This is a genomic window from Chromobacterium vaccinii (genome assembly GCF_000971335.1).
Classification (GTDB): Bacteria; Pseudomonadota; Gammaproteobacteria; order Burkholderiales; family Chromobacteriaceae; genus Chromobacterium; species Chromobacterium vaccinii.
Genome location: NZ_JZJL01000018.1, coordinates 1 through 25,158 on the forward strand (window position 1 = coordinate 1; position 25,158 = coordinate 25,158).

Below are 25,158 nucleotides of genomic sequence, written 5' to 3' on the forward strand. Positions count from 1 at the left end.
GGTTTCACGCAGCAGCACACAGTTTCGGGCGGTTAGTCTCAGTTGGTAGAGCACTGCCTTCACACGGCAGGGGTCGCTGGTTCGAGTCCAGTACCGCCCACCAGAAAACGGAGTGGTAGTTCAGTTGGTTAGAATACCGGCCTGTCACGCCGGGGGTCGCGGGTTCGAGTCCCGTCCACTCCGCCAATCTTGCAAAAAAGCAGCCTCAGGCTGCTTTTTTTGCATTCCCCCGTCACACACGCGCCGCTTGCCGCAGCCTTTCCACCCCATTCGCATGTTGCGGTTGCAAAATGCCGGATTGCTGGCAATACTGTCAGACTTTTAAAAATTCATATCAAGAGATTTCACATGAACAAGACTGCCCTGCTGGCGCTGTGCCTGAGCAGCCACGCCTCCTGGGCCGGCAGCGGCGGCGAAGAGGCCACATGGCAATACACGGTTCAAGCGGGCGATACGCTGTGGTCGTTCGCGGCCAAGCACCTGACTTCGCCCGCTTATGTGCCGAAACTGCAACAGCAAAACGGCATCGCCAATCCCTACCGGCTGACACCCGGCAGCCAGTTGGCCGTTCCCTATAGCTGGACTCGGCAAAACGAATCGTCGGTCACCATCGAAGCGCTGTCCGGCGCCGTCAACGTCCAGGATGCGGATGGACAGCCGCTGAAGGCGGCGCCTGGCCTTCATCTTCAGGCCGGCAGCCGGATTTCAACCGGCAAGGACGCCATGCTGAAATTGCGCATGGCCGATGGCTCCATGCTGCAGTTGTGGTCCAACAGCAAGCTGACGCTGGGCAAACAGGTGTTCTACCCCACTACCGGGGCCATCCAGTCGCAAAATCGGCTGGATCACGGCTCGGCCAGCAATGCCGTAGTGCCCAGGCAGCTGATGCCAAACCGTTACCAGATCTACACCCCATCGGCGGTGACCACGGTGCGCGGCACTGAGTTCCGAGTGCGCAGCCTGGACGACCAGGACACCGCGGCCGAAGTGCTGCACGGAAAGGTCAATCTGGCGGCTGACGGCGAAGAGCTGGACATTCCCGCGGGGTTCGGCGGCCGCAGCGGCGGCAAACAATCGGTGGCCCTGCCCAAGGCGCCCGCGCTAGACGGCGTGATCACCGTCAGCCCCTTCAATCCCCCGCTGCTGGAATGGCACAAGCAGAACGGCGAAGCCGGCTATCAGCTCGCGCTATCCGACGCCCAGACCCAGCAGCAGCTGTACAACCGCAGCACGGAAACGGCGCGCTTCTACCCCGAACTCCCGCAAAATGGCCGCTACTTGCTGACCGTTCGCGCGCGCAACGCCCAAGGCATCGAAGGCTACGACGCCAGCCGCGGCTTCACCCTGGCCGCCAGCCCATTGCCGCCGCTGATCTTCAGCGATGCCAAGCGGACCAGCCAGCGCGCGCAGACGCTGTGGGTCGGCAGCAGCGCCAGCCCGGAACATCCCGCCTGGCTGCAAGTGGCCCGCGACCCCGCCTTCACCGACATCTGGCACCAGGGCAGGCTGGAACAAGACACCTTCGCGCTCAACCTGCCCGACAAGGGAAAATGGTATTGGCGGCTGGCCTCGCTGAATGACAAGAACCAGCCCGGCCCCTATGGCAATACTCAGGAACTGAGAATCAAGGCCTGGTATGAAATGGGCCTGCCCGGCGACCGCAAGCTGCAATCCCGCCGCTACCCGGTGGCCAAAGCGCGCTACACGCTGCAACTGGCCCGGCCGGACGAGCCAGGCCGCATCATCTGGCAGCAGGGCGCAGACGAGCCCGCCTGGTCGCTGCTGCGCATGCCCAGCGGACGTTTCGTTGTCACCATCCTGGTGGACGGCGACGGCGGATACCATGCCGAAGAACGGTATCCCGCGCTGCTTTTGCCGTAAAATCACGCGATGCGCTCCACCCAGATATCCCGCTACAGCAGGGGCATCCCCCTGCTGCTCGCCCTGCTCGGCCTGCTGCTCATCGCCAGCCAGCTGCTGGGCCGGCTGGATTTCTGGCTGTACGACAGCCTGACCCGGGCCAATCCGCTGCACCCGCCGGACCAGAACCTCATCGTCATCGCCATTGATGAAAAGAGCCTGTCCGAGCTGGGCCGGTGGCCATGGCCCCGCGCCTACCACGCCCAGCTGCTGGACAAGCTGGGCGGCGCGAGCGCGGTCGGTTTCGACATCGCCATCGCCGAACCCTCGCGCGACCCCCCGGAAGCCGACAAGCACCTTGCCGAAGCCATCCGCCGCAACGGCAAGGTGGTCGGCCCGGTGTTTCCGGAATTACAGGCCGGCCAGCTGCTGGAAACCCGCCCGCTGCCGCCGATCGCATCGGCGATGGCCGCGCTCGGCCACACCGATTACGAACGCGACGAAGACGGCACCATACGCCGCGTCTATCTGCGGGCCGGCCTGGGCGCGCCGCGCTACCCCAGCTTCGCCGCCGCCGTCTGCGCCGTAGCCAACGGACAGAAAGAGGCCATCCCTCCAGCCCAGCCGCCCCGCCCCGGGCAGGCCTGGCAACGGCGCGACCTGGTGATGGTGCCGTTCAGCAGCGGCCCCAAACCCTTTCACACCGTATCGTACAGCGACGCGCTGAGCCGGCTGCCGCCGTCGTTCTTCGAAGACAGCATCGTGCTGATAGGCGTAACCGCCAATGGCCTGGGCAACCAGCAGCCAACGCCGGTTTCGGCGAACAATACCGGCATGTCAGGCGTGGGAATAGACGCCTACATGGTGCACGGCCTGCTCACCCACCAGCAGATACGGCCGATGCCGCTGCCATTGGAATGCCTGCTGGGCGCGCTGCTGCTGGGACTGGGCGACTGGCTGCTGTCGCGCCGGGTACGCGCGCGCAGCCTGCTGGCCGGCTACGCGCTGGCCTCGGGCGCCGTGCTGCTGTCGTCGGCCGCGCTGCTCTACTTCGCCTCGATTTGGGCCGGCGGCAGCGTGGTGGCCATCCTGCTGCTGCTCAGCGGAACGCTGCGCTACGTCAGCGGCCAGGCCCAATTGTTCTCGCTGGCCTTCACCGATGGCCTGACCCGGCTCTACAATCGCCGCCACTTCGATGAAGTCTTCGGCCATGCCGTCGAGCAAAGCCGGCAAAAGCGCAAGCCGCTGGCGCTGCTCATTCTCGACATCGACCACTTCAAGAAATACAACGACCACTACGGCCATTACGCCGGCGACGAAGCGCTGCAGAAAGTGGCGCGGGCGCTCAAGGACTGCTTCCGCCAGAAGGGGCAATTGGCCACCCGGCTGGGCGGAGAGGAGTTCGGCGTGCTGCTGACGCCCGGCGACGGGCCGCAAGCCCTGTCCGCCGCCGAGCGCTTCCTCGGCCATTTGGCGGCGATGGAGCTGCCCCACTCCGCCAGCCCGCTCGGCAAGATCAGCTGCAGCATAGGCGTGCGCGCCTGCGTCCCCGGCCCCGGCGACAGCACCCGCACCCTGTTCGAACAAGCCGACCAGGCGCTGTACGAAGCCAAACGCGGCGGCCGCAACCGCGCCAGCCTTTACTTTTCATCCGACGCCGACGCAAAAAAAAGCGCGGACGATGCGTCCGCGCGACTGGATTGATAATCCGGAAAGCGCTCAACGGCGGCGGCGGGCAACCAGCCACAGCGTCCAGACGATAACGCCCGCGAAGAACACCGCCACCCAGAACGGCATGGTCATGCCGAGGAAGCGGCCATGGATTTCCGCGCACTCGCCGCTGCCCTTCAAGACCTTGGACAACACATCCCACAAGGGAAAGGATTCCATCAGGAATTCCAGGCCCGGGCCGCATTGCGGCACCTGGTCGGCCGGCAGGCTCTGCAGCCACAGTTGGCGCAGCGACACGCCCGCGCCCGCCAGGCCGGCCAGCGTCACCAGGCCGCCCCACACCCGCGCGCCGGCACGACCGGGGTTGTGCAACGCCGCCAGCAGCGCCAGCGCGCCCACCGCCATCACGCCGATGCGCTGCAGAATGCACAGCGGGCACGGCTCCTGGCCAAGCTGGTATTGCGCGAACAGCGCAAACCCCATCGCGCCGGCGCAGGCGGCCGCCACCAGCAAGAACCCCTGACGGTTCGTGATATTCAAACCCATCCCCCTTAACCTTTCCTGTTATGTCCAGTGAGTGAACGCAGTGTAAACGGAAAAGCTGAGATTGGGGCGGCGAGGCAAAGTTCCGGGCGTCACAGCTCCAAAAATTCCCGGATCGCGTCCTTTTGCTGCAAGGTGTCGCGGTAGCCCAGCGCGATCAGCTCGCGGCAATAGGCCGGCTCGAACAACAGATAGGTGGCCAGCGCGGTGCCGCGCTGCCGGGTGGCGCCGGTGCCGCGCATGATGAAACGCAGCATGGCCGGGAACAAATGGGTGTGGCGGTAGACGATGCCCTCCAGCGATTTGCTGGGATTGAGCTGGAAAATATCCACCTTCTTGAGCTGGGTCTGGTGGGCCAGCTCTTCGCTGCTCTGCAACAGCGACACCGTATGGTTGATGCGGGTCAGGCGCTCCATGTCCACCGCCATGCTGTCGATGAACACGCTGTTGAGCAGGTGGCCGAATATCTGGGCCGGCATCGGATAAGAGCCGGCATTGCGCCGCTCTATCGTGTCGGGCCGCTTGCTGGCCAGACCCACCACGAACAGCTTCTCCGCGCCCAGATGCAGCGCCGGCGACAGCGGCGACAGCTGGCGCACCGCGCCGTCGCAATAAAACTTCTCCCCGATCCGCACCGAGGGGAAGATCAGCGGAATCGCAGCCGTCGCCATCAGGTGGTCCAGCCCTATCCGCTCGCGCACGCCCAAGCGCTGATAGCGCATCCATTCGCCCAAGTGCTCCTGCCCCTGGAAGAAAGTGACCGACATGCCGGTGGTGTAGCAGGACGCGGTCAGCGCCAGCGCCTGCAGCGCGCCGGAATCTATCGAAGGCGCGATGCCCTCGAATGGCATCCAGCGCCCCAGCGTGTCGCGCAGCGGCGCGTTGTCGAGAAAGCTCTGCGGATTGTTCCAGGCGTGGCCCGCGCTCATCAGGGACACGCCGAAATGCAGGAAGGTCTTGATGAAGTAGCCGGCGCTGACATCGTAGACATCGGCGATGTGCAGATGCTTCCACACCTTGGCCAGCGTATTCACCGCCAGCTGGAAATTGCCGGCGCCGGCCGCCAGCGCCACCGCGTTGATCGCGCCGGCCGAGGTGCCGCAAATGATGGGAAAGGGATTGCGCCTGGGGTCCGGCAGCAAGCGGGCAATGCCCAGCAACACCCCCACCTGGTAGGCCGCGCGGGCGCCCCCGCCCGACAGCACCAAACCGATTCTGCTCGGTCCGCCCATGCTCGTCTCTTTCTTAACGGCTTGTCAGTTCTATTTAGACATAGTCAACAAGACGAAGCGACCGCAAGCGCCAGAACGAGACAGGGGGCAAAACAGCCGGAAACGCGGGGGGCTTGCGAGCGGCGAAAGAGCCTGCAGAAGATGACTCCCAAGCGGCGCGGCGCTCGAGCAGGCGCTCAGAAACCTCCCGCCTGCAGCAAGGCCCACAAATGCGCGGCCACCAGCGCGCGCCATGGCGAGAATGCCTCCAGCCAGGCCTGCGTCTGCCGCTGGTCGGGCTTGTCGGCGGCGCCCAGCACCATGCCCAACGCCTTGCGCACGGCGACATCGCCATGCAGCGAGCCATCCAGCCAGCCATAGCCGCGCAGCAAGGCGTAGCTGACCGTCCACGGCCCGATGCCGGGCACCGCCAGCAACCGTTCGGATATTTTTTCCGCCGCCGCGCCGTCCAGCCAGGCATCCAACGGCAGCTCGCCGCTCGCCGCGGCCTGGCTCAAAGCCAGGATGGCGCGGCTCTTGGCCCGCGAGAAGCCCGCCTCGCCCAATTGCTCCGCGGTCAACACTGCCAGCCGGCCGGCGTCCGGATGGCACAGCAGGCCGGATGAATGGCGGCAATCGCACAGCAGCAGCATGCGCCGGCGTATCGTCACCGCCGCAGCCACGCTGATCTGCTGGCCGGTGATCGCCCAGGCCAGCGCCTCGAACGGCGTCGCCGTTTGCGGCACCCTCAAGCCCGCGCGCGCGGCGATCAGGCCGCCCAATTGCGGATGGCCGCGGTATTGGCGCTCGAACGCCTCCACCGGCTGGTTCAGGCCCAGCATGCGCCGGCCCATGCGCTCCAGCTCGCCGGCATCCCCCGATTCGCCGTCCACATCCAAGCCCAGAATCGCCCGGTCGGCACGGAAACGCAGATCGAGGCAGGCCGGCAGGCCTTGCCACAGCAAGCCTTTCTTCAAACCGTCGTCGTCCACCTGCTCGGCCAGCCGCTCGCCGTCGCGGCGGTGGAAAGCCAGGATGTCCTGCGGCCGGAAACCGGCGGGCAGCGCGATATCGCAATGAATGACGGACATGGATCAGCGGGCCTTGCGAAAAGTGAGATTGATGCGGCGTCCGCCCAGCAGCGGGTGGATGCCAGACTGAACCGGCTGCACGCCATGGAAGCGCATCCGGTCCGGCCCGCCCCATACCAGCACGTCGCCATGCCGCAGCAGGATGCGGGCGGCCTTGTCGGCGCGGCGCAGGCCGCCCAGCAGGAATACCGCGGGCAGGCCCAGCGACACCGAGACGATGGGCGCGGAGAAATCGCGCTCGTCCTTGTCCTGGTGCAGGCCCATCCGGGCGCCGGGCAGGTAGCAGTTGATCAGGCAGGCATCGGGATCGAAGCCGGCGAAGCCCGCCTCGGCGGCCGCGCCGCGCGCCAGCTCGCGCAGCGGATCAGGCATCGCCGGCCAGGGTTGGCCGCCGTCGGGATCGACGGCGGAGTAGCGGTAGCCGCGGCGGTCGGACACCCAGCCCCAATCGCCGCAGCTGGAGGTGGCCACCGACATCGCCTGCCCGCCCGGCGTAACCATGCCGCGCGGCGGCGACTGCCCCAGCACCGCCTCCACAGCCTCAAGCAGCCGCGCGTCGCCGGCGCGGGCCCAGCCGTGCAGCAGCGCGGTCCCGGCCGACAGCCGCTCAAGCCACGGCCCTTCGTCCGGCGCGAACAGGCTGCCGCTCACTCCTCGCCGGCCACCATCATGCCGCCGATCAGCACCGAGCCGATGCGGCGGCCGCCGCGATCCAGCACGTCGTCGGCGATCGCTTCGATATTGAGGAACATGTCGCGCAGGTTGCCGGCGATGGTGATTTCCTCCACCGGGTAGGCGATCACGCCGTTTTCCACCCAGAAGCCGGCCGCGCCGCGCGAGTAGTCGCCGGTCACGGTGTTGACGCCCTGGCCCAGCAGCTCGGTCACCAACAGGCCATTGCCCATCTGGCCGAGCAGCTCGGCGAGGCTTTCGCCGGTGGAGTGGACCACCAGATTGTGCGCGCCGCCGGAGTTGCCGGTGGTCTGCATGCCCAGCTTGCGCGCGGAATAGCTGCTCAGGAAATACCCCTGCAGCACGCCGCCGTCCACCAAGCGGCGCGACTGCGTCGCCACGCCCTCGCTGTCGAAGGCGCTGCTGGCCAACCCGCGCAGCAAGAACGGATCTTCGTCTATCGTCACCCGGGACGCCATCACCGGCTTGCCCAGCGCGTCCAGCAGGAAGGACGACTTGCGGTACAGATTGCCGCCGCTGATCGCCGCGGCCAGGTGGCCCAGCAGCGACATCGCCACCGGCGCCTCGAACAGCACCGGGTACTGGCCTGTCTTGACCCGCCGGCCGCCCAGGCGGCGCACCGCGCGCTCGCCGGCGATGCGGCCGATCTCCTCCACCGGCGCCAGATCGTTCTGATGGCGGGCGGCGGAGTACCAGTAGTCGCGCTGCATCACCCCGTCCTGCTCGGCCACCACCGCGGCCGACAGGCTGTGGCGGCTGCCGGCGAAGCCGCCGCTGAAGCCGTTGCTGTTGGCGTAGGCGAACTGGTTGGCCTGCACCGATACGCTGGCGCCCTCGGAATTGCGGATGCGGGGGTCCACCGCGCGCGCGGCGTCCTCGCAGCGGCGCGCCAGCGCTATCGCCTCTTCCACCGGCAGCTGCCAGGGGTGGAACAGGTCCAGGTCCGGCAAATCATCGGCCAAGAGCTGCGGGTCGGCCAGGCCGGCGCAATCGTCCTCGGCCGTGTAGCGGGCGATGTCCAGCGCGGCGCGCACGGTGTCGGACAGCGCCTCGTCGGAGAAGTCGGACGTGCTGGCGTGGCCTTTTTTCTTGCCCAGGTAGACCGTGACGCTGACGCCCTTGTCCTGGTTGTATTCTATGGTTTCCACTTCGGACAGGCGCACGCTCACCGTCTGGCCGACGCCCTCGGAAACATCGGCCTCGGCCGCGCTGGCGCCTTGCTGGCGCGCCAGCTCGAGCACGCGGCCGGCGATCCCGCTCAAGGTATCGGGACTGAAACTGAATGTCTTATCTGCCATAGTATCTTTCGGAACGTGGAAACGGCCGGCGGCCTTTTCCGGTATCATACCAGCCTTGAAAACCGAGTGAGACCTAGCAACAATGACCGACCACCAGAACGACGACGATGGCTTCGTCAGCAAGTCCCAGCGCAAGCGCGACATGGACGCGCTGCAGGATCTGGGTAGCGAACTGGTCGAGCTGTCCAAGGATACGCTGAAGAAAATGGCGCTGCCGGAGGATTTGCTCTCCGCGCTGCTGGAACACAAGCGCCTGACCGCGCACGGCGCCATCCGCCGCCAACTGCAGTACATCGGCAAACTGATGCGCAATGTCGATCCCGAGCCGATCCAGCAATACCTGCAGATCCTCAAGGGCGAATCGTCCGAGCACATCGCCTGGCAGAAGCTGCTGGAGCGCTGGCGCGACAAGCTGATGGCCGACGACGCCAACCAGCCGCTGTTCCTGCAGAGCTTCCCCGAAACCGATCCCAAGCAGCTGCATTCGCTGGTGCGCCAGTCGCGCAAGGAAAAGCAGGACAACAAGCCGCCCAAGGCCTTCCGCCAGCTGTACCAGCTGATCAAGGAGCAAATCCCCGAGCCGGGCAAGCCGCGCATCTGGCAAAAGGATGAGGAAGAGGACGACGAGTGATGCTGAAGATAGGCCTGGTTTCCATTTCCGACCGCGCGAGCCAGGGCGTCTACGAGGACAAGGGCCTGCCCGCGCTGCGGGACTGGCTGTCCCGCGCCATCGCCACGCCGTTCGAGACGGTGAGCCGGCTGATCCCTGACGAGCAGCCCGGCATCGAGGCCGCGCTGAAAGCGCTGGTCGACGACGAAGGCTGCCAGCTGGTGCTGACCACCGGCGGCACCGGCCCGGCACCACGCGACGTGACGCCGGACGCCACGCTGGCGGTGGCCGACCGCGTGATGCCCGGCTTCGGCGAGCAGATGCGCCAGATCAGCCTGCGCTTCGTCCCCACCGCCATCCTGTCGCGCCAGACCGGCGTGATCCGCAAGCAAAGCCTGATCCTGAACCTGCCCGGCCAGCCCAAGGCCATCCAGGAAACGCTGGAAGGCCTGCGCGGCGCGGACGGCAAGGTGGAAGTGCCCGGCATCTTCGCCGCCGTGCCCTACTGCCTGGACCTAATAGGCGCGCCCTACATCGAAACCGATGAAGCGGTGGTGAAGGCCTTCCGGCCCAAGTCCGCCATCAAACCGGCGCCATGAGCTACCGCGCCCCGCGCTGGCTGCGAGGCGGCCACGCCCAGACCATCTGGCCGGCGCTGGCCGTCAAGCAGGACGCCCCGTCTTACCGCCGCGAGCTGTGGGACACGCCGGACGGCGCGCGCATCGCGCTGGACTTCGTCGACGGCCAGCCCGGCGCGCCGCTGGTGGTGCTTTTCCACGGCCTGGAAGGCAGCAGCGCCAGCCACTACGCCAAGGCGCTGATGCAAGCGGTGGCCGCGCGCGGCTGGCACGGCGCGGTATCGCACTTCCGCGGCTGCGGCGGCGTGGACAACCCGCTGCCGCGCGCCTACCACGCCGGCGACGCCGCCGAGGTGCGCTGGATCTTGCAGCGGCTGTCCGGCCGCTTCGCCGCCATCGCCGCCGTCGGCGTGTCGCTGGGCGGCAGCATGCTGCTCAATTACCTGGCCGACGACGGCGAAGCCGCATTGCCTCAGGCCGCCGCCGCGGTGTCCGCGCCGCTGGACCTGGTGGCCGCCAGCACCCGGCTGGACCGCGGCCTGGGCAAGCTGCTCTACACCCGGATGTTCATGGACACGCTCAAGCCCAAGGCGATGGCGTCGCTGCAACGCCATCCGGGCCTGTTCGACGGCGCCAGGCTGAGCCGCGCGCGCACCTTCATCGAGTTCGACGACCTGGTCACCGCGCCCATCCACGGTTTCGGCACCGCGCTCAACTACTGGACCCAGGCCAGCAGCAAGCCGCGGCTCGGCCAGATCGTCCGCCCCACCCTGGTGCTCAACGCCCGCAACGACCCCTTCCTGCCGGAAAGCGCGCTGCCGGACGCCAGCCAGGTATCGCCTTCGGTGACGCTGGATTTCCCCGAGGACGGCGGCCACGTCGGCTTCGCCACCGGCCCCTTCCCGGGCCGCATAGACTGGCTGCCGCAACGGCTGCTGGAATTCATCGCGCCGCATCTAAAGAAATAGTCACCCTCGAGGGAGGCGAAATGGAAGATTTCGATGCCGAGAAGCTATTGAATACCCCCATTGAAGCCTTCGACTTTAGTGTCATGATCGGCGACGTTCTGGACCTCCTTCTACGTCACTTCACGCGCGAGGCGGGGATCGATGCGGAGCATATGCTGCAAAACTATGAGGCGCTGGTTTACGTGCGCAACTGCATCGCCCATAGCGCAGGACTCCACGCTACATACAAGCATGGAGAAAGTCTCTGCAATGAAATTAACCGCCTCTCAGGCATCTACTTCGGAAATTGGCATTTTCTGGGCGATCAAATCTGCATCGAGCGCGGAGCGTTAACGCCCTACATGCACCAAATGGCAGACTTCCTGCCAAAATTGTATGCCTCCTTGCGCGCAAAGAGCATGCTCACCGATTAAGTCGCATCGACTCGACTGGCACTGCAGCACTTGGACGCAACACGACAACAAGGATCAGATATGCGCTCGCTATTGCTCTGTCTTTGCCTAATCTACCTCACCGGCTGCGCCACCATGGCCGACAAGCTCCAGGGCTCGCTGACCCCGCCGCCGGGCCGGGCCTACGCCATCGTCTCGCTGACCGGCAAGGCATTCGACCCCGACCGCGCCACCATAGGCCTGACCGTCAGCGACGCCGGCGGCCGCGCGGCGGCTCAGGACGTCGCCAGCCTGATCACCGACACGGTATTCGGCGAGGAAGGCATGTCGCCGGCGGAGGGCAAGCTGTTGCTGATGGCGCTGCCCCCGGGCGACTACCGCGTCTCCGGCGCGTGGGGCCACTGGGTGGACGACGGCGTTTTCGGGTCCAATCTGCAGATGAGGCAGTTCCGGCTGAACGCTCCCTTCCATCTGGATGAGGGCGAAACGGTCTATCTGGGGCAGGTGCAGGTGGAAATGTCCTTCCTGCCCGAGGTGAAGCTGTCCGACGAGCGGCGGCGCGACTTCGGCCACATGCGGCGGGTATGGAAGATCAAGGACCTGAGCCAGGTGAAGATCCGCCCGCTGGCGATGCCGGCGGCGGCCCGGCCATAAAGCGACTCAGGGCTTGTACCACAGCTTGTACAGATAGGCGGGCTTGACCGCCGCAACCGCCGCGCTGACCGGCTCCATCACATGGTAGGCCGGCTGGCGGCTGTCGCGCAGCAGGGGATCGGCGTAGGGCGGGCCGTCCAGCTTGCGCAGCGCCGCCACCTTGGGCGTGTTGGCCTTGTCGCCGCGATGAGTCACCACCGCCACCTCGTTGCTGGCCAGCCGCACGAAGCTGCCGGGCGGGTAAATGCCCATCTCCTTCACCAACAAGGACACATGCTGCGGCGGGAAACCGCCCAGCTCGCCGCGGAACAGGCTGCCCAGCACCAGCGCCGGCAACTGAGGTTGCGGGTTATGCACGCAGCCGCACACCAGATCCACCATCTGCAACAACAAAGCGTCGGTTTCGATCTCGTCTCCGGCCAGACCCTGCGGATAGCCGCTGCCGTCCTGCTGCTCATGTTGCTGCTGCACCAGCAGATGCCAATATTCGTCGTCTACGCCCGCCTCCCGCAGCATGGCCGAGCTCAGCGCCGGGTGAGCGAACATCGCCTCCTGCTGCGCCAGGTCCATCGGCGCGCTCTGCGCCGCAAGCTGATTGAGCAAACCGGTGACAGCGAGGTTCATGCTCAGGGCCGCGCCCAGCATCGGCCGCAGCTCGGCGTCGGACAGCCCCAGCCTCCGCCCCAATACCGCCAGCACCGCGGCCACATGCACGCTCTGCGCGCTGCCTATGCATTGGAATGGCAGCAGAAACACGCTGGCCAGCACCCCGTCAGGGTGGCGGCGGCTGAGCGCCAGCAACCCTTCGGCCATGCCCAGCAGACTGCCGGCCAGGTCCCGCACCGCCAGCCCGTGCTGCAGCACGCCCTCGGCCCGCCGCAGCAAGAAGGCCATTTCCTGCAGAGGATTGGCGCTGTTTCGCTGCTGCTCCGCCTCTTTCTCGCGCTGGGCGGCGCGTTCCAGCCGCTCCCGCTCGAGCTTGGCCGCCACTTCATCGCTTTCGCCATGCCCCAGCTGCGCCAGGCGATCGCGCTGCTCCTCGGTCAGCACATACAGCCCCCGCTTCAGCAATAGCACGCCGTTCTTGGCGTACACATCGACCGGAGCTTGTTGGCCGGCGCGGAGAAAATTGCGCGGCAGTTTTACCTTTGCAGACGAATCCGTCATATTCCACTTGCATCAGTTGCGCCGACGCCTCGCCGGCCATCGCTTCAAAAATCGCCCAAGGGTGTCCTGATGCTTGGACGCATTGCCGATTTTGTTAGTTCTAGTTTGAGCAGCTACTAGTGTTTATTCAAATTTTATCGAAAATCGGCGCGGACACCAGTCCCCGCCCCGATAAAGGAGTCACCTCGACATGAGCGACAACAGCGCATCCCTTCCCCGCCGCAGCTTTCTCGCCGGCGCGGGCAGCCTGGGTTTCGCCCTGGCCGTGCAACCCATCGCCGCCAGCACCATCCTCACCGACAGCCGGCAACTGCAGACCGGCCATCCGGACATCGACACCGGCAAGGGAACGATGTCCGGCTACTACGCCCGTCCGGCCGAAGGCAACGGCCCCTGGCCGCTGGTGATCGTGATCCAGGAAATCTTCGGCGTGCACGAGCATATCCAGGATTTGTGCCGCCGGCTGGCCAAGCAGGGCTACCTGGCCGTGGCGCCGGAACTGTATTTCCGCCACGGCAATCCGGCGCAAGCGCCGGACATCGACAGCCTGTTGCGCGACATCGTCTCCAAGGTGCCGGACAGCGAGGTGCTGAACGATCTGGACGCCACCTGGCGCTGGGCCGGCGCGCACGGCGCCGACCTCAAGCGCGCGGCCGTCACCGGTTTTTGCTGGGGCGGGCGCCAAACCTGGCTCTACGCCGCGCACAACCCGCAATTGAAGGCAGCCGCGGCCTGGTACGGCAAGCTGGAGGGACCGGCAAGCGCCAATGCGCCGCGCCAGCCGCTGGACATCGTCGGCGAGTTGAAGGCGCCGGTTCTGGGACTGTACGGCGGACAGGACCAAAGCATCCCGCTCGCCGGCGTGGAGAAAATGAAAGCCGCGCTGAGCGCCGCCGGCAAGGACAGCGAGATCGTCGTCTACCCCGATGCCGGCCACGGCTTCAACGCCGACTACCGCCCCAGCTACCACGCCCGGGATGCCCAGGACGCCTGGCGCAGGATGCTGGACTGGTTCGCCCGCCATAGCGTCCGCTGAGCCGGCCGGCTATCCGCCGCCGACCACATTGCCCAGCTCCAGCCTGGTGCGGACCACCTGGTTGAACAATTGCAGCCAATAGGGATCGAACTGCCGCTCCGACGCGTTCAGCTCGGCCACCGCCCGCAGCATCGAGCGGCGCTGGCCCTGCTGGGCGTGCTTGAGCATCACCGACTCGAACGCGTCCACCAGCGCCAGCACGCAAGCGCCAGAACAGATGGCGTCGTCACGCAGCCCGTCCGGATAGCCGCTGCCGTCCGGACGCTCATGGTGCTGGGCCACCATCGCCGCCGCCTCCTCCCAACCCGGCATGCGCTCCAGCAGCCCCGCCGCCCAACCCGGATGCGCGGACAGATCACGCCGTTCCTCATCGCTCAGCTGACCGGCTTTCAGCCACATTGACTCCGGCAACAGCATCATGCCGATATCGTGCATATAGATGGCGGCTGCCAATTGCTCCATCGGCAGCGGCTGCTTGGCCAAGCGATTGGTTTCCAGCGCAAGCGCCAGGTTGCGCTCGGTGCGGCCGGCATAGGCCGGCAGACGATGTTCCAGCTGTACCGCCAGAGACCGGAAAAACTGCAGGTCGGCAAATCGATGGCCGCCATGCGCCCCGGTTTGTTCGGCGGCCGCCTGCGCGACAACCGGCGGATGCCCCATCATGCTGGCCACCAGCCAGGCGCAGGCCTGGGGCAGCTCGTCGGCGCCCTTGTCCAGCAAAGGATCCAGCCGCATCCGCAAGGCGTCCATCCGCAGATCGTCCAAGGGGGCATCGTCCGCGACCGCGTCCAGCATCAGCACCAGCCGGTCCATCACCAGCAGCAGCACATCGCCCAGCACGTCCAGGTATGGCAGCTCCTTGCGCCGGACCCGGTCCAACAAATGCTCCAGCACGTGCACATAAGGCTCGACGAAGTGCACCTGGCACAAGCTGGCGTCGCCCTTGATGCTGTGCAGGATGCGGAACAACTGCGCGATTTTCTCCCCATTGCCGCTGCCGTCCTCCAACTGGCAAACCAGCTGCTCGAGTTGCGGCGCGTAATCGGACAATGCGTCGCGAAAGTCCTGGAACGCAATAGGATCGATGATATCCGGCATCAGTTGCTGCGTGGCCATATGGAACCCCTTCGGATTGGCGTTGTATCCAGTATATGCAAGCATGGCCGCTACGCATCCCGACACGCGCAACGCCCTTCAATGTAAACATCCTGTCCAAACGTATTGAAATATTCGTAAAAACAGATCACGCCTGCAGAAAACGCTTGCCATGGCGTGCAACTAGAGGCAATATTCCCCCCGCAGGATGCTCAAGTTGTGTGATGTGTAGTTGTCGTAGTGGCAATAGCCGTACCTCAGTCGCCATTTCCCTTGATCTTCGTGCCTTTTATTCAACTGCTCGTTTTGAGGAATTTAACAAAATGGCAACCGGCATTGTTAAGTGGTTTAACGACTCCAAAGGCTTTGGCTTCATCACCCCGGACGAAGGCGGCGACGACGTATTCGCTCACTTCTCCCAGATCAACGCCAAGGGCTTCCGCTCCCTGTCCGAGCAACAGCGCGTGAGCTTCGACATCGTCGAAGGTCCGAAGGGCAAGCAAGCCTCCAACATCCAGCCCATCTAATCTCTCTCTAGAGAGATCATTTGGTCGTGATGAGAAAACCCGGATTCGTCCGGGTTTTTTGCATTCTGACCGAGCAAATCCGCGCCACCGCCATCGGAGCCCGCATGTCCGACAACCACGAAACCGTGATCGCCGCCACCCGCGAATGGGTGGAGAAAGCCGTGATCGGCCTCAACCTGTGCCCGTTCGCCAAGTCCGTGTACGTGAAAAACCAGGTGCGCATCCAGGTCAGCGAGGCCGCCAATCCGCAGCAGCTGGCCGAAGAGCTGGCCGCCGAGCTGAAGCTGCTGGCCGACACCGACCCGCAGGAAATAGACACCACGCTGCTGGTGCACCCGAATACGCTGGCCCGCTTCCTGGATTTCAATGAATTCCTGGATATCGCCGACGCCATCGTCGAAGACCTGGGCCTGGATGGCGTGATCCAGGTGGCGAGCTTCCACCCCAAGTTCCAGTTCGACGGCACCGGCGTCAACGATATCGACAACTACACCAACCGCTCGCCCTATCCAACGCTGCACCTGATCCGCGAAGCCAGCATAGACCGCGCGGTGGAAGCGTTTCCGGAAGCCGAAGCCATCTACGAGCGCAATATCGAAACGCTGCAAGCGCTGGGCCTGGCCGGCTGGAAAGCGATGTTCGCGCCCAAGCCGTCCGAGTAAGACGCTCCGCAAAACAAAAAGCGCAGCCCGTGGCTGCGCTTTGTCGTTTATAACCCGGCCTCAACGCGGATGACGGCCTCGCTTGTCCGCGTAGAAGGCCTGGATTTTGGGCATGTCCGCGGCGATATCGCCGCCAGGCTGAAACAACGGCCCGAAGCCGCCCTCCTTGCGCCCATAGTCCAGATAAGCCAGCGCGATCGGCACGCCCGCGCCGCAGGCGATGTGATAAAAACCGGTTTTCCACTCCTTCACCGCCTTGCGCGTGCCTTCCGGCGGAATCGCCAGCACCAGCCTGTCGCTGCGCTGAAACACGTCCACCATCTGCTGCACCAGCGAATTGTTCTGATGCCGCATCACCGGCACGCCGCCCAGCCAGCGCATCACCGGCCCCATCGGGCCCTTGAACAGCGTGTGCTTTCCCATCCAGTAGATCTTGGCGCGGGCGGCGAAGCACAGGCCCAGCGTGATCGGAAAATCCCAATTGCTGGTATGCGGCGCGCCTATCATCACGTACTTGTCCAGCGCGGGAAACTCCCCCTTCAGCTTCCAGCCGCACAGCTTGAGCATGACGATGGACAGCCAGCGAAACAGATCGCGGACGATTGGGGTATCGAAAATGGTGAAATGCATGGCTGCCCTGTTGCAACGGCGCGGTTCCGCGCGCAAGGGCGGCATATGGCGCAGCCCTGCGTCGGGACAGCGCCAAACACGTGGAAGGCGCTGAATGTACTAAATCAAACACTAACAGTAAAGAACATAGCGCAAACCTCCCGCCGCCGCCCGCATCAACCTATAACAATCAGTAACATACCTAATGGAACTGTCGCCGCCGACAGCTGCCCAAAACCTATATCTCACCCCTAGTAGGACCTTGATAATGAACACTGCCAAGACCAGCCTGAAACTCGCCGCCGCCGGATTAATCGCCATCGCCGCGCTCTCCGGCTGCGCCAATATGTCGCATCGCCAACAGAATACCGCCATCGGCGCCGTCGGCGGCGCGGTGCTCGGCTCCGTGCTTACCGGCGGCGACGCGCTCGGCACCATCGGCGGCGCCGCCGTCGGCGGCGTGATCGGCCATCAGACAGGCCGTCACTAAGCCCAGGCGCGCATCGAGAGCCAGCACAACCCGCTGGCTCTTTTGTTTTAAGGCCCGCGCCCCTATCATCCTGATGGAATCCACACCGGGCCAAGCCATGAGCCAAACCATGAACTGGGAGAGCCTGCTCTCCACCCGCCGTTTCAAGATCATCCAGGACGAAGTGAGGGAAACCCGGACCCCGGCCACCCAGGAAGGCGGCTCCGGCCTGCGCACCGACTTCCACATCGACCACGACCGGGTGGTGTTCTCCAGCGCCTTCCGCCGGCTGGGCCGCAAGACCCAGGTGCACCCGCTGGCCCGCCACGACCACACCCATAACCGCCTCACCCACAGCGTGGAGGTGGCCAGCGTCGGCCGCAGCCTGGGCAACCGCGTGGGCGTGATGCTGGAGCACGACGGCCTGCTGCCGGCCGGCTACACGCCGCACGACATCGGCGCCGTGGTGCAGGTGGCCTGCCTGGCGCACGACATCGGCAACCCGCCATTTGGCCATACAGGCGAGTACGCGCTGCGCGACTGGTTCCGCGACGAGCGCAACGCGCATTGGCTGAGCGGCTTGTCGGCGGCGGAAATCCGCGACGTGCAAACCTACGAAGGCAACGCCCACGGCCTGCGCATGCTGGCCACGCTGGAAATGTACAGCGGCGAGGGCGGCATGCGCCTCACCTCCGCCGCGCTGGGCACGCTGATCAAGTATCCGTGGACCGCCGACGCGCCGTCGGCTTACGAGCGCGACAAGTTCAACATCTACCGCACCGAGCTGCCGTATTTCGAACGCGTAGCCGAGGAACTGGGCCTGCTGCGCCACGGTCCGCTGCAATGGAGCCGCCACCCGCTGTCCTATCTGATGGAGGCCGCCGACGACATCTGCTACGCGATTCTGGATCTGGAAGACGCGGTGGAAATCGGCATTCTGGATTTCAAGGAATTCGAAACGCTGTTCTCCGGCTTCTCCGAACACGAGCGCGTATGGGGCATGCACGATGTCCGCCAGAAATGCGGAACGCTGCGCGGGGTGGCCATCGGCCGCTGCGTGACCGAAGTGGCGGAAAAATTCATGATGCACCACCCCTCGCTGCTGCGCGGCGAATTCCCGGCCAAAGACCTGATCAATCTGTGCGATCCGGCAGTGCAGGATGCGCTGCTGCAAGCCAAGGAGCTGGCCAGCCACAAGGTGTACCGCCATCGCACCAAGCTGGTGACCGAGCTGGCCTCCTACCCCTGCATCGCCACCATCCTCAACGTGCTGGTGCCGGCGGTGCACGCTTTCGTCACCAAGGACGACAAGGAACTCACCCCGCGCGAGCACCTGGCGATGGGCCTGCTGGAAGGCCATATTCAAACAGGCGACAGCCTGTACCAGGCCTATATGAAGGTTCTGGACTTCGTCGGTGCCATGACCGACAACTACGCCGCCAACCTGGCGCGCGAACTGTCCGGCGTCGGCATTCTGTAGATACTCGAAGAAAGGCGACAATGACTCAGCCCGTTACCCGCTTCTGCCTGGTTCGCCACGGCGAAACCGACTGGAATCGCGAATACCGGCTGCAAGGCCATACCGACATCCCCCTCAACCACGCCGGCCTGGAACAGGCCAGCCAGCTGGCCCAGGCCTTCCGGCCCGACCACGCCTTCCAGGCGCTGTACGTCAGCGACTTGATCCGCACCCGGCAAACTTCCGCTCCGCTGCAAACCCGGCTGCAACTCAACGCCCATTACACGCCGCAGTTGCGCGAGCGCCATATGGGCGCGCTGCAGGGCCTTACCTATGCGGAAGCGGCCGAGCAAATTCCCGACCTCTACCGCCAGCACCAGGCGCGCGATCCCGACTTCGACCTGGAAGGCGGCGAAAGCCTGCGCCGTTTCCGCGCCCGCATTCTGGACGGCCTCGCCAGCATCGCCGCCCTGCATCCAGGCGAGAACGTGCTGATCGTCACCCACGGCGGCGTGCTGGACATCATCTACCGCGCCGCCACGTCAAAACCATTGGAAGACAAGCGCGACTTCCCCATCCCCAACGCCGCGCTGAACTGGCTGGACTATCAGGACGGCGGCTGGACGCTGCGCCGCTGGGCCGACGAATCCCACCTCAGCGGCGCGCTCGACGAAATCCAGTAACCCAGCGGCGGCAGAATGTCCGGGACCGCATGCGCCGTCCCGGATAGCACGCTCCACGCGGCGGCGGGAATTTGCTAGTCTCCGGTAAGAAAGCCGCCCGCGCGGCGACCAACCATCAAGCGCCCTAGCCAGCTGGGCCGGACGACACAAGGACACCCGCCATGACCATAGAGAAAACTGACGCCGAATGGCGCGCGCAACTGACGCCGGAGCAGTACCGCGTCGCCCGCCAATCCGGCACCGAGCGCCCGTTCAGCGGCGAACACTACTTCCACAACAAGAAGGGCGACTACTTCTGCGTCTGCTGCGGCGCCCTGCTGTTCCATAGCGACACCAAGTTCGACGCCGGCTGCGGCTGGCCCAGTTTCTGGGCCGAAGCCGCCGGCGCCAACATCCAGCGCATCACGGATACCAGCCACGGCATGGTGCGCGTGGAAGTGCGCTGCTCGCATTGCGACGCCCACCTTGGCCACGTATTCGAAGACGGCCCGGAGCCAAGCGGCGAGCGGTACTGCATCAACTCAGTATGCTTGGATTTCAAGGCGGAATGAGTTGTGTTGTAGGTTTTCAAAGTTACTGCAAACTCTGTGCACATAGTTGAAAAATGCACCAACTCGGGGCGTAACCATTAATGGTTACGCCCCGAGTTTATTTACCCATCCATTACACGTTTTTTTGAAATATAGACGTCCCCCCGCTCATCCAAACCCCGAATAATCTCGTTGAGAGTTTGTTCACCTGCCTCAAACGAGTGCCTACGGGTTCTAGACGCAGTGCAGGATTTTTCACTACATTACTGAAAGTTCCATATTTTTCATTAAGTATGCGCAGCGTCTCCCTTCATGGATGCACTCAAAAATGGGAAAAGCCTTACTTGGCAAAGGCGAAACTTTTCACTTACTTTGCCTCCCTACAGGTCTGCCCCGGCCCCCGTGGACAGTCCAGGATAGGACAGGGTTGCCTACAGGAGCCGTGGTAGTTCAGACTCACATGAAATAGCATCCGCAAAACCCGGGGCGCTTCACGTTGGGTTGATTGGCGCGCATATCGCACTCCAGATGCAGCGGGCCATCGGTCAGATGCCAGGGCGGCGCTCAATCATCTCTCCACCCGCCATCGGCATGCCAGCGCAGCGGCCTGTCGCCGTGCACGCAATACAGGTGCAGCCAGCCGTTTTCCGCCAGCTGGCGCGGGATGGGCTGCGCCGCCAGCGCTTGCGCCAGCCTGTCCGGCGGCGCGTCTATGCAGGCGGCCAGCCGCAGCGGAGCGTGGCGCAGGCGCTGGCCGTCGTGCACCGACTGCCAGGCCAGGCCGATGCGCAAGTCGCCGCTATTGCCTTCGAACACGCCGATGCGGCCGCCCACCACATTGTGCAGCAGCTTGTTGCCGCTGCCGAAGCGGCGCGGGTCCACCGTGGAGGCGAAGTACTGCATGTTGATCCAGTGCGCCACCACCATGGGCGCGGCGAGGATGGCCTGCAGCCCTTTGCCGGCCGGGTCGGCGCGCCAGTCGTATTCATGCAGGAAGGCGCGGCCACCCAAGTCGAGCTTGCGCGTCTTGCCCCGCGGCGCGGCGATGAACAGCGCATTGCCGGCCAGCCCCCATTCGGGCCGCGTCTCCGCCCAGTCGTCGCCCTTCTGCCGCATTTTTTGCAACAGGATGGCGTCGTCCGCTTCCGGCGCGAGGCCGACCAGCGGCGCGCGCGCGTCCGCGCCCAGGGTGTCCGCGTCCAGCAACAGGATTTCGTCGCTGTGCGTCAGGTGCAGCGCGGGCAGGAATACCGTGTCGGCGGGAATGGGCCGGCCCAGCGCCGCCAGCCACTCGCGCAGCGCCGGATCATTGAGCCAGTGGGCCAAGAGCCGCACATGCTGATGGCCGCCATGCCCGCCGCAGGCGCCGCATTGCAGCGCCGCCGCCTGCGGATTGTTGCTGACGTGGCTGGCATGGCCGACCAGCAGCACCCAGGGGGCGAGCGCGCCGGCCAGACCCATGGCCGGCAGCAGGCTGGAGACGATTTCCGCGCGTTTATCCAGGCCAAGCCCGTCCCGGGGCACTGGCCTGGCGCTGCGCGGCGTCAGCCAGGGATCGAGCTGCGGCAGCGCGGCTTGACGGCCGCGCGCCTTGCTGCGCCCGGCCAGCGCCGCCAGCTTGCCGAGGCCGGCGCTTTCCACCAGGGCGAACCCAGACAGCGGCGAGCGCTGGAAGGCCCGCCAGCCGCGCCGCGCGGCAGATGGCTTGGATGCGGGCGCCGCACTCGCTTCCCAGCCCGGCGCCAGCAGCGCCGGCAGGCGCGGCTGGGCGACATCGCTGCCCGGCACGCGGTAGGCCAGCGGCAGGCCGAAAAAGCCGGCGAAGCCGTAGGTGCGGCTGTCGGGAACGGTTTCCTCCAGCGCGCGGCGCAGCGGCTCGGAACGCACGTCGATGCAGAACACGGCTTGCATCGCCGGACGAGTGGCGTCTTCGGCGGCGGATTCGCGGCACAGCGCCTGGGCCAGCGGCGCATGCAAGGACAGTTCATGCGCGCGCTGCCAGATCAGCGCGCGCGCGTCGGCGCGGCCATGCCGGCGCGGCTCCCAATCGCGGCGCCAGGCCGCCCAGGCGCTGTCAGGCCCGCGCGCGCCGTCGTCCAGCAGGCATTCCCAAGCCATCTGGATCGCCAGCAGCTGGCGCAGGTGGCCATCGGCTTCGCCTTTCAGCCCGGCCTGCCAGCCAAGATAGGAGCACCAGGCCGCCCAGCCGTTATTGCGCATCAGCAGAGCCTGCAGCCAGGCTGTCAGCCACCTCGGCTCTGCTTGCAACTGCGCGAGTCCGGCTGCCAGCATGGCCTCCGCGTCGCCGGGCAGACGTTCGGCGCGCAGGCGCAGCTGCTCGCGCCGCTCCGGCAAGGCGCTCAGGCCGTAAGGATGGCGCATCTGTTCCCGCCAGGCGGCGTAAAAGCCGCGCTCATGGTCCAGGTGCCAGTTGGCCTGATCGCGATCGAACCAGGCCGCGCAATACTGGCTAATCTGCTGGATGGCGACATCGGTCCAGCTTTGCGCGCCGAGCGGGCCCGCCGCCTCGCGATGGCAGGCGGCCAGCAGCCGCGGCGGCGGGGCAGGATCGGCATCGCGCGGCTCGGCGTCCAGCCAGGCTTGCGCGCCGCCGCTCCAGCCCGCCTCCGACAGCGCGGCCTCCAACGCCGCGGCGCTGATTTCGCCGCGCCGCCAGGCGTCCTGATATTCGCCGCGCGGCAAGTGCAGCGGGCTATCCGCCACCAGGCGCAGCGTGTCGGCGGCATGGCTGAAGCGCTGCTCGCGCAGGCCCCAGTACGGCGAGCTGGCCACCAGGCTGTCCAGCGGCCAGGCCGGCGCGATGGCGGCCAGGGCCTGGTCTATGGCCTTGCTGTCAATCACGGCTGCTCTCCCGCAGTTGAGGCCATTTCAGGGCGAAGGGAGCGGCTGGGCGCGGAAGGCGGCGGCCCAGCATGCACCACCATTCGTCCAGATGGAAGCCGGCGAAGGCATGCGGGTAGATCCGGCGCGCCAGCGCGCCTTGCGGATGGCGCAGCAGCCAGCCTTGCAGCAGGAAGGCGAGCAGGAACAGCGCGGCCAGCAAGGCTTGCGCCCACTCCGGCGGCAACGGGCCATGCAGCGGCAGGATCCGCGCCGCCAGCGCGTGCAGCAGCAGATACGACTGGCTCAAGGCCAGCGCGGCCAGCCAGCCGGACCAGCCGCGCAGCAGCGCGCCCATGCCCAGGCCCATCGCCAGCCAGAACAGCGGCGGCAAGGCGGCAGCTGGAGTCCAGCGCTGCCACAGCCATTGCGAAGCCGCCAGCAGCGCGGCCGCGATCAGACCGCGCGCCAGATGAAGGAGAACGCCATCGGCCTCTTCCCCGCCCAACATGCGCCGCGCCGCGCTGTCGCGCGCCGTTTCGCCGGCCAGCAGGAAGGCGTGGGCCTTGTAGAACGAGTGGGCCAGCAGATGCAGCAAGGCCAGCGCATACCAGCCCATGCCGATTTCCAGCAGCATGAAGCCCATCTGCGCGCAGGTGGACCAGGCCAGGCGCAGCTTGATGCTGATGCGCGTCAGCATCACCACGCAGCACAACAGCGCGCTGGCGCCGCCCCACAGCATCAGCAGGATGCTGGCCGGCGGCGTGGCTTGCAGCAGCGGCGCCGCCTTGATCAGCACCATGCCGCCCAGATTCACCACCCCGGCGTGCAGCAGCGCGGAAATCGGCGTCGGCGCTTCCATCACCTGGGTCAGCCAACCATGGAAGGGCAGCTGGGCGGTCTTGATCGCCACCGCCGCCGCCAGCAGCAGGCCGGCCGCCGCGGCGTAGCCCTGCGCGCCATCGGCCAACGCCTGCGGCGAGCCGGGCAGCAGGCTGAGGCTGCCGCCTGACAGCGCCCACAGCAGCAGCGCGCCCAGCAACAAGAGCTCGGCCAGCCGGCTGGCGCGCCATTCGCGGCGGGCGGCCAGTTGCGCCGCCGGCCGGCCGGGGTAAAAGGTAAGCAGCGCCTGCAAGGCCAGGCTGCAAGCGATCCAGGCCAGCGCCATCAGCAACAGGTGGCTGGCTTGCACTACCAGCGTCACAGCCGCCAGCAGGCAGCCGATGGCACGCAAGAAGCGCGCCTGGCCCGGCTCGCCTTGCATGTAGCGGCGCGAGTAGCGCAGCACCATCCAGCCCAGCAGCTGGATCAGCGCCTGCATCAGCCACGCGGCGGCGAACCACGGCGCAGGCGTGGGCAGGAAGATCAGGGGAAGCAGCAGCAGGCCGCCGGCCAGGGCGGCGATTTCGGCTGCCCGCCAGTGGCGCGGCAGCGCGCGGCCCGGCCACAGGGCGGGCAGCAACCAGGCCAGCGCGATGGCGCATGGCAACGCGGCAAGCAGGGTTTGGGGCATGGAAGGCTCCGTTGTTTTCCTGCCCGAACTTTGCCTGAGCCAATATGTTCAGTAAAATAGATTAAATATTAGTTTTCATTCTTAATTTAAGAACGATGAGCCGGCTCAACTACCACCATCTGCATTATTTCTGGGCTGTCGCCAGCGAGGGCCACCTGACCCGCGCGGCCGAAAGGCTGCATGTCTCGCAATCGGCGCTGTCGGCGCAAATCCGCCAGCTGGAGCAGCAACTGGGCCAGCCGTTGTTCCTGCGCGAAGGCCGCAAGCTGCAGCTGACCGAGCTTGGCGCGGTGGTGATGCGCTATGCCGAAGAGATTTTCGCGCTGGGCAACGAGCTGTTGGCCGCCGCCGCCTCCGGCCAAGGACGCGGCACCTTGCGCATAGGCAGCGTGGCCACGCTGTCGCGCAATTTCCAGGAGTGGTTTTTGCAGCCGGTGCTGAAAGAAGCCGATGTACGGCTGGTGCTGGAATCCGGCAGCCTGGAGGAGCTGCTGCAGCGGCTCCAGGCGCACGAACTGGACGTGGTGCTGTCCAATCGCCCTGCCCTTGGCGACGACAAGCAATCCTGGCGTTGCCGCACGCTGGCGCGGCAGCCGGTGGTGCTGGTAGGGCCGCCACGGCCGGACGGGCAAACCTTCCAGTTCGAACGCGACCTGCCGGCGCTGCCGCTGCTGGTGCCCAGCCGCAAGAGCGAGATTCGCCTGCGTTTCGACCTGCTGTGCGAGGAACTGGCGCTGCAGCCGGCCATCCGCGCCGAAGTGGACGATATGGCCATGCTGCGCCTGCTGGCCCGCGACGCCGGCTGCGTGGCGCTGCTGCCGGCCATCGTCGTGCGCGACGAGCTCGGCAAGGGCTTGCTGCAACAATACTGCGTGGTGCCGCGCGTCGAGGAGACCTTCTACGCCATCACCGTGCAGCGCCAGTATCTGCCGCCGCTGCTGCAAGATCTGCTGCGCATGGCGGCAGACGATCAGGCGCGGAGCCTGGCCGCGCCCTGA

Annotated in this window: 25 protein-coding genes and 2 tRNA genes; 17 read left to right on the forward strand and 10 right to left on the reverse strand. The window is 65.8% G+C overall.

Annotation, left to right across the window (positions count from 1 at the left end):
* Window positions 1-26: 26 nt before the first annotated feature.
* The 4 genes from VL52_RS10605 to VL52_RS10620 all read left to right on the forward strand — a co-directional run bounded on the left by VL52_RS10605 (window position 27) and on the right by VL52_RS10620 (window position 3,564).
* Window positions 27-103: transfer RNA gene (locus VL52_RS10605), tRNA-Val, on the forward strand.
* A gap of 6 nt (window positions 104-109) precedes the next feature.
* A tRNA-Asp gene (locus VL52_RS10610) sits at window positions 110-186 on the forward strand.
* Between the two features lie 162 nt (window positions 187-348).
* Complete coding sequence (locus VL52_RS10615) at window positions 349-1,881, forward strand: FecR family protein (protein ID WP_046157013.1); 1,533 nt, start codon at window positions 349-351, stop codon at window positions 1,879-1,881.
* A 9-nt stretch (window positions 1,882-1,890) separates the two neighbouring features.
* Window positions 1,891-3,564, forward strand: a complete 1,674-nt coding sequence (locus VL52_RS10620; RefSeq protein ID WP_046157014.1) for a CHASE2 domain-containing protein — start codon at window positions 1,891-1,893, stop codon at window positions 3,562-3,564.
* 15 nt (window positions 3,565-3,579) lie between these two features.
* On the opposite strand, the gene VL52_RS10625 is transcribed toward VL52_RS10620, so the two are convergent.
* From VL52_RS10625 to pmbA, 5 genes are all read right to left on the reverse strand, one after another.
* Window positions 3,580-4,077: a disulfide bond formation protein B gene (locus VL52_RS10625; RefSeq protein WP_046157015.1), complete on the reverse strand. Its 498-nt coding sequence runs from the start codon at window positions 4,075-4,077 to the stop codon at window positions 3,580-3,582.
* Between the two features lie 89 nt (window positions 4,078-4,166).
* Window positions 4,167-5,306: a patatin-like phospholipase family protein gene (locus VL52_RS10630; protein WP_046157016.1), complete on the reverse strand. Its 1,140-nt coding sequence runs from the start codon at window positions 5,304-5,306 to the stop codon at window positions 4,167-4,169.
* A 176-nt stretch (window positions 5,307-5,482) separates the two neighbouring features.
* Window positions 5,483-6,376 (reverse strand): DNA-3-methyladenine glycosylase 2, encoded by an 894-nt coding sequence (locus VL52_RS10635; protein WP_046157017.1) that lies wholly within the window; start codon window positions 6,374-6,376, stop codon window positions 5,483-5,485.
* A 3-nt stretch (window positions 6,377-6,379) separates the two neighbouring features.
* Complete coding sequence (gene alkB, locus VL52_RS10640; RefSeq protein ID WP_046157018.1) at window positions 6,380-7,027, reverse strand: DNA oxidative demethylase AlkB; 648 nt, start codon at window positions 7,025-7,027, stop codon at window positions 6,380-6,382.
* Window positions 7,024-8,367, reverse strand: a complete 1,344-nt coding sequence (gene pmbA / locus VL52_RS10645) for a metalloprotease PmbA (protein WP_046157074.1) — start codon at window positions 8,365-8,367, stop codon at window positions 7,024-7,026. Before pmbA ends, alkB begins: the two co-directional genes overlap by 4 nt.
* Window positions 8,368-8,449: 82 nt before the next feature.
* On the opposite strand from pmbA, the gene yjgA reads away from it, so the two are divergent.
* Genes yjgA through VL52_RS10670 form a run of 5 tightly spaced genes read left to right on the forward strand, consistent with a single transcriptional unit; the run spans window position 8,450 to window position 11,569 of the window.
* On the forward strand, window positions 8,450-8,998 hold the full coding sequence (yjgA, locus tag VL52_RS10650) for a ribosome biogenesis factor YjgA (protein WP_046157019.1): 549 nt from the start codon (window positions 8,450-8,452) through the stop codon (window positions 8,996-8,998).
* Window positions 8,998-9,576, forward strand: a complete 579-nt coding sequence (mog, locus tag VL52_RS10655; protein WP_186009504.1) for a molybdopterin adenylyltransferase — start codon at window positions 8,998-9,000, stop codon at window positions 9,574-9,576. Before yjgA ends, mog begins: the two co-directional genes overlap by 1 nt.
* Window positions 9,573-10,523: a YheT family hydrolase gene (locus VL52_RS10660; RefSeq protein WP_046157021.1), complete on the forward strand. Its 951-nt coding sequence runs from the start codon at window positions 9,573-9,575 to the stop codon at window positions 10,521-10,523. The genes mog and VL52_RS10660 overlap by 4 nt, the downstream gene beginning before the upstream one ends.
* A 20-nt stretch (window positions 10,524-10,543) precedes the next feature.
* Window positions 10,544-10,936 (forward strand): hypothetical protein, encoded by a 393-nt coding sequence (locus tag VL52_RS10665; protein WP_046157022.1) that lies wholly within the window; start codon window positions 10,544-10,546, stop codon window positions 10,934-10,936.
* Between the two features lie 60 nt (window positions 10,937-10,996).
* Window positions 10,997-11,569: a hypothetical protein gene (locus VL52_RS10670; RefSeq protein WP_046157023.1), complete on the forward strand. Its 573-nt coding sequence runs from the start codon at window positions 10,997-10,999 to the stop codon at window positions 11,567-11,569.
* Between the two features lie 6 nt (window positions 11,570-11,575).
* Here VL52_RS10670 and VL52_RS10675 read toward each other — a convergent pair whose 3' ends face one another.
* Window positions 11,576-12,736, reverse strand: coding sequence for an HD-GYP domain-containing protein (locus VL52_RS10675; protein ID WP_046157024.1), 1,161 nt, complete (start codon window positions 12,734-12,736; stop codon window positions 11,576-11,578).
* 190 nt (window positions 12,737-12,926) lie between these two features.
* Between VL52_RS10675 and VL52_RS10680 the strand changes: the two genes are divergently transcribed.
* Entirely contained in the window at window positions 12,927-13,772 is an 846-nt protein-coding gene (locus VL52_RS10680) for a dienelactone hydrolase family protein (protein ID WP_046157025.1), read from the forward strand.
* 9 nt (window positions 13,773-13,781) lie between these two features.
* On the opposite strand, the gene VL52_RS10685 is transcribed toward VL52_RS10680, so the two are convergent.
* Complete coding sequence (locus tag VL52_RS10685) at window positions 13,782-14,888, reverse strand: HD domain-containing phosphohydrolase (protein WP_046157026.1); 1,107 nt, start codon at window positions 14,886-14,888, stop codon at window positions 13,782-13,784.
* A gap of 302 nt (window positions 14,889-15,190) precedes the next feature.
* Here VL52_RS10685 and VL52_RS10690 point away from each other — a divergent pair, with 302 nt between their 5' ends.
* Together VL52_RS10690 and VL52_RS10695 are read left to right on the forward strand one after the other, a co-directional pair.
* A complete protein-coding gene (locus VL52_RS10690; RefSeq protein WP_021475250.1) occupies window positions 15,191-15,394 on the forward strand; it encodes a cold-shock protein in 204 nt (67 codons plus the stop codon).
* 104 nt (window positions 15,395-15,498) lie between these two features.
* Window positions 15,499-16,056: a DUF1415 domain-containing protein gene (locus VL52_RS10695; protein ID WP_046157027.1), complete on the forward strand. Its 558-nt coding sequence runs from the start codon at window positions 15,499-15,501 to the stop codon at window positions 16,054-16,056.
* A gap of 60 nt (window positions 16,057-16,116) precedes the next feature.
* Here VL52_RS10695 and VL52_RS10700 read toward each other — a convergent pair whose 3' ends face one another.
* On the reverse strand, window positions 16,117-16,686 hold the full coding sequence (locus tag VL52_RS10700; protein WP_046157028.1) for a lysophospholipid acyltransferase family protein: 570 nt from the start codon (window positions 16,684-16,686) through the stop codon (window positions 16,117-16,119).
* A 247-nt stretch (window positions 16,687-16,933) separates the two neighbouring features.
* Between VL52_RS10700 and VL52_RS10705 the strand changes: the two genes are divergently transcribed.
* The 4 genes from VL52_RS10705 (at window position 16,934) to msrB (ending at window position 19,827) form a co-directional block, all read left to right on the forward strand.
* Window positions 16,934-17,155 carry a YMGG-like glycine zipper-containing protein gene (locus tag VL52_RS10705; RefSeq protein WP_021475247.1) on the forward strand — a complete coding sequence of 74 codons (222 nt, stop codon included), beginning with the start codon at window positions 16,934-16,936 and terminating at the stop codon, window positions 17,153-17,155.
* A gap of 109 nt (window positions 17,156-17,264) precedes the next feature.
* Entirely contained in the window at window positions 17,265-18,614 is a 1,350-nt protein-coding gene (locus tag VL52_RS10710; protein ID WP_046157075.1) for a deoxyguanosinetriphosphate triphosphohydrolase, read from the forward strand.
* Between the two features lie 20 nt (window positions 18,615-18,634).
* A complete protein-coding gene (locus VL52_RS10715; RefSeq protein WP_046157029.1) occupies window positions 18,635-19,276 on the forward strand; it encodes a histidine phosphatase family protein in 642 nt (213 codons plus the stop codon).
* A gap of 161 nt (window positions 19,277-19,437) precedes the next feature.
* Window positions 19,438-19,827: a peptide-methionine (R)-S-oxide reductase MsrB gene (gene msrB / locus VL52_RS10720; RefSeq protein WP_046157030.1), complete on the forward strand. Its 390-nt coding sequence runs from the start codon at window positions 19,438-19,440 to the stop codon at window positions 19,825-19,827.
* 543 nt (window positions 19,828-20,370) lie between these two features.
* On the opposite strand, the gene VL52_RS10725 is transcribed toward msrB, so the two are convergent.
* On the reverse strand, window positions 20,371-22,668 hold the full coding sequence (locus VL52_RS10725; RefSeq protein WP_046157031.1) for a YbcC family protein: 2,298 nt from the start codon (window positions 22,666-22,668) through the stop codon (window positions 20,371-20,373).
* Window positions 22,661-24,160, reverse strand: coding sequence for an NADH-quinone oxidoreductase subunit L (locus tag VL52_RS10730; protein WP_052729255.1), 1,500 nt, complete (start codon window positions 24,158-24,160; stop codon window positions 22,661-22,663). The genes VL52_RS10725 and VL52_RS10730 overlap by 8 nt, the downstream gene beginning before the upstream one ends.
* 95 nt (window positions 24,161-24,255) lie before the next feature.
* Between VL52_RS10730 and VL52_RS10735 the strand changes: the two genes are divergently transcribed.
* On the forward strand, window positions 24,256-25,158 hold the full coding sequence (locus VL52_RS10735) for a LysR family transcriptional regulator (RefSeq protein WP_046157032.1): 903 nt from the start codon (window positions 24,256-24,258) through the stop codon (window positions 25,156-25,158).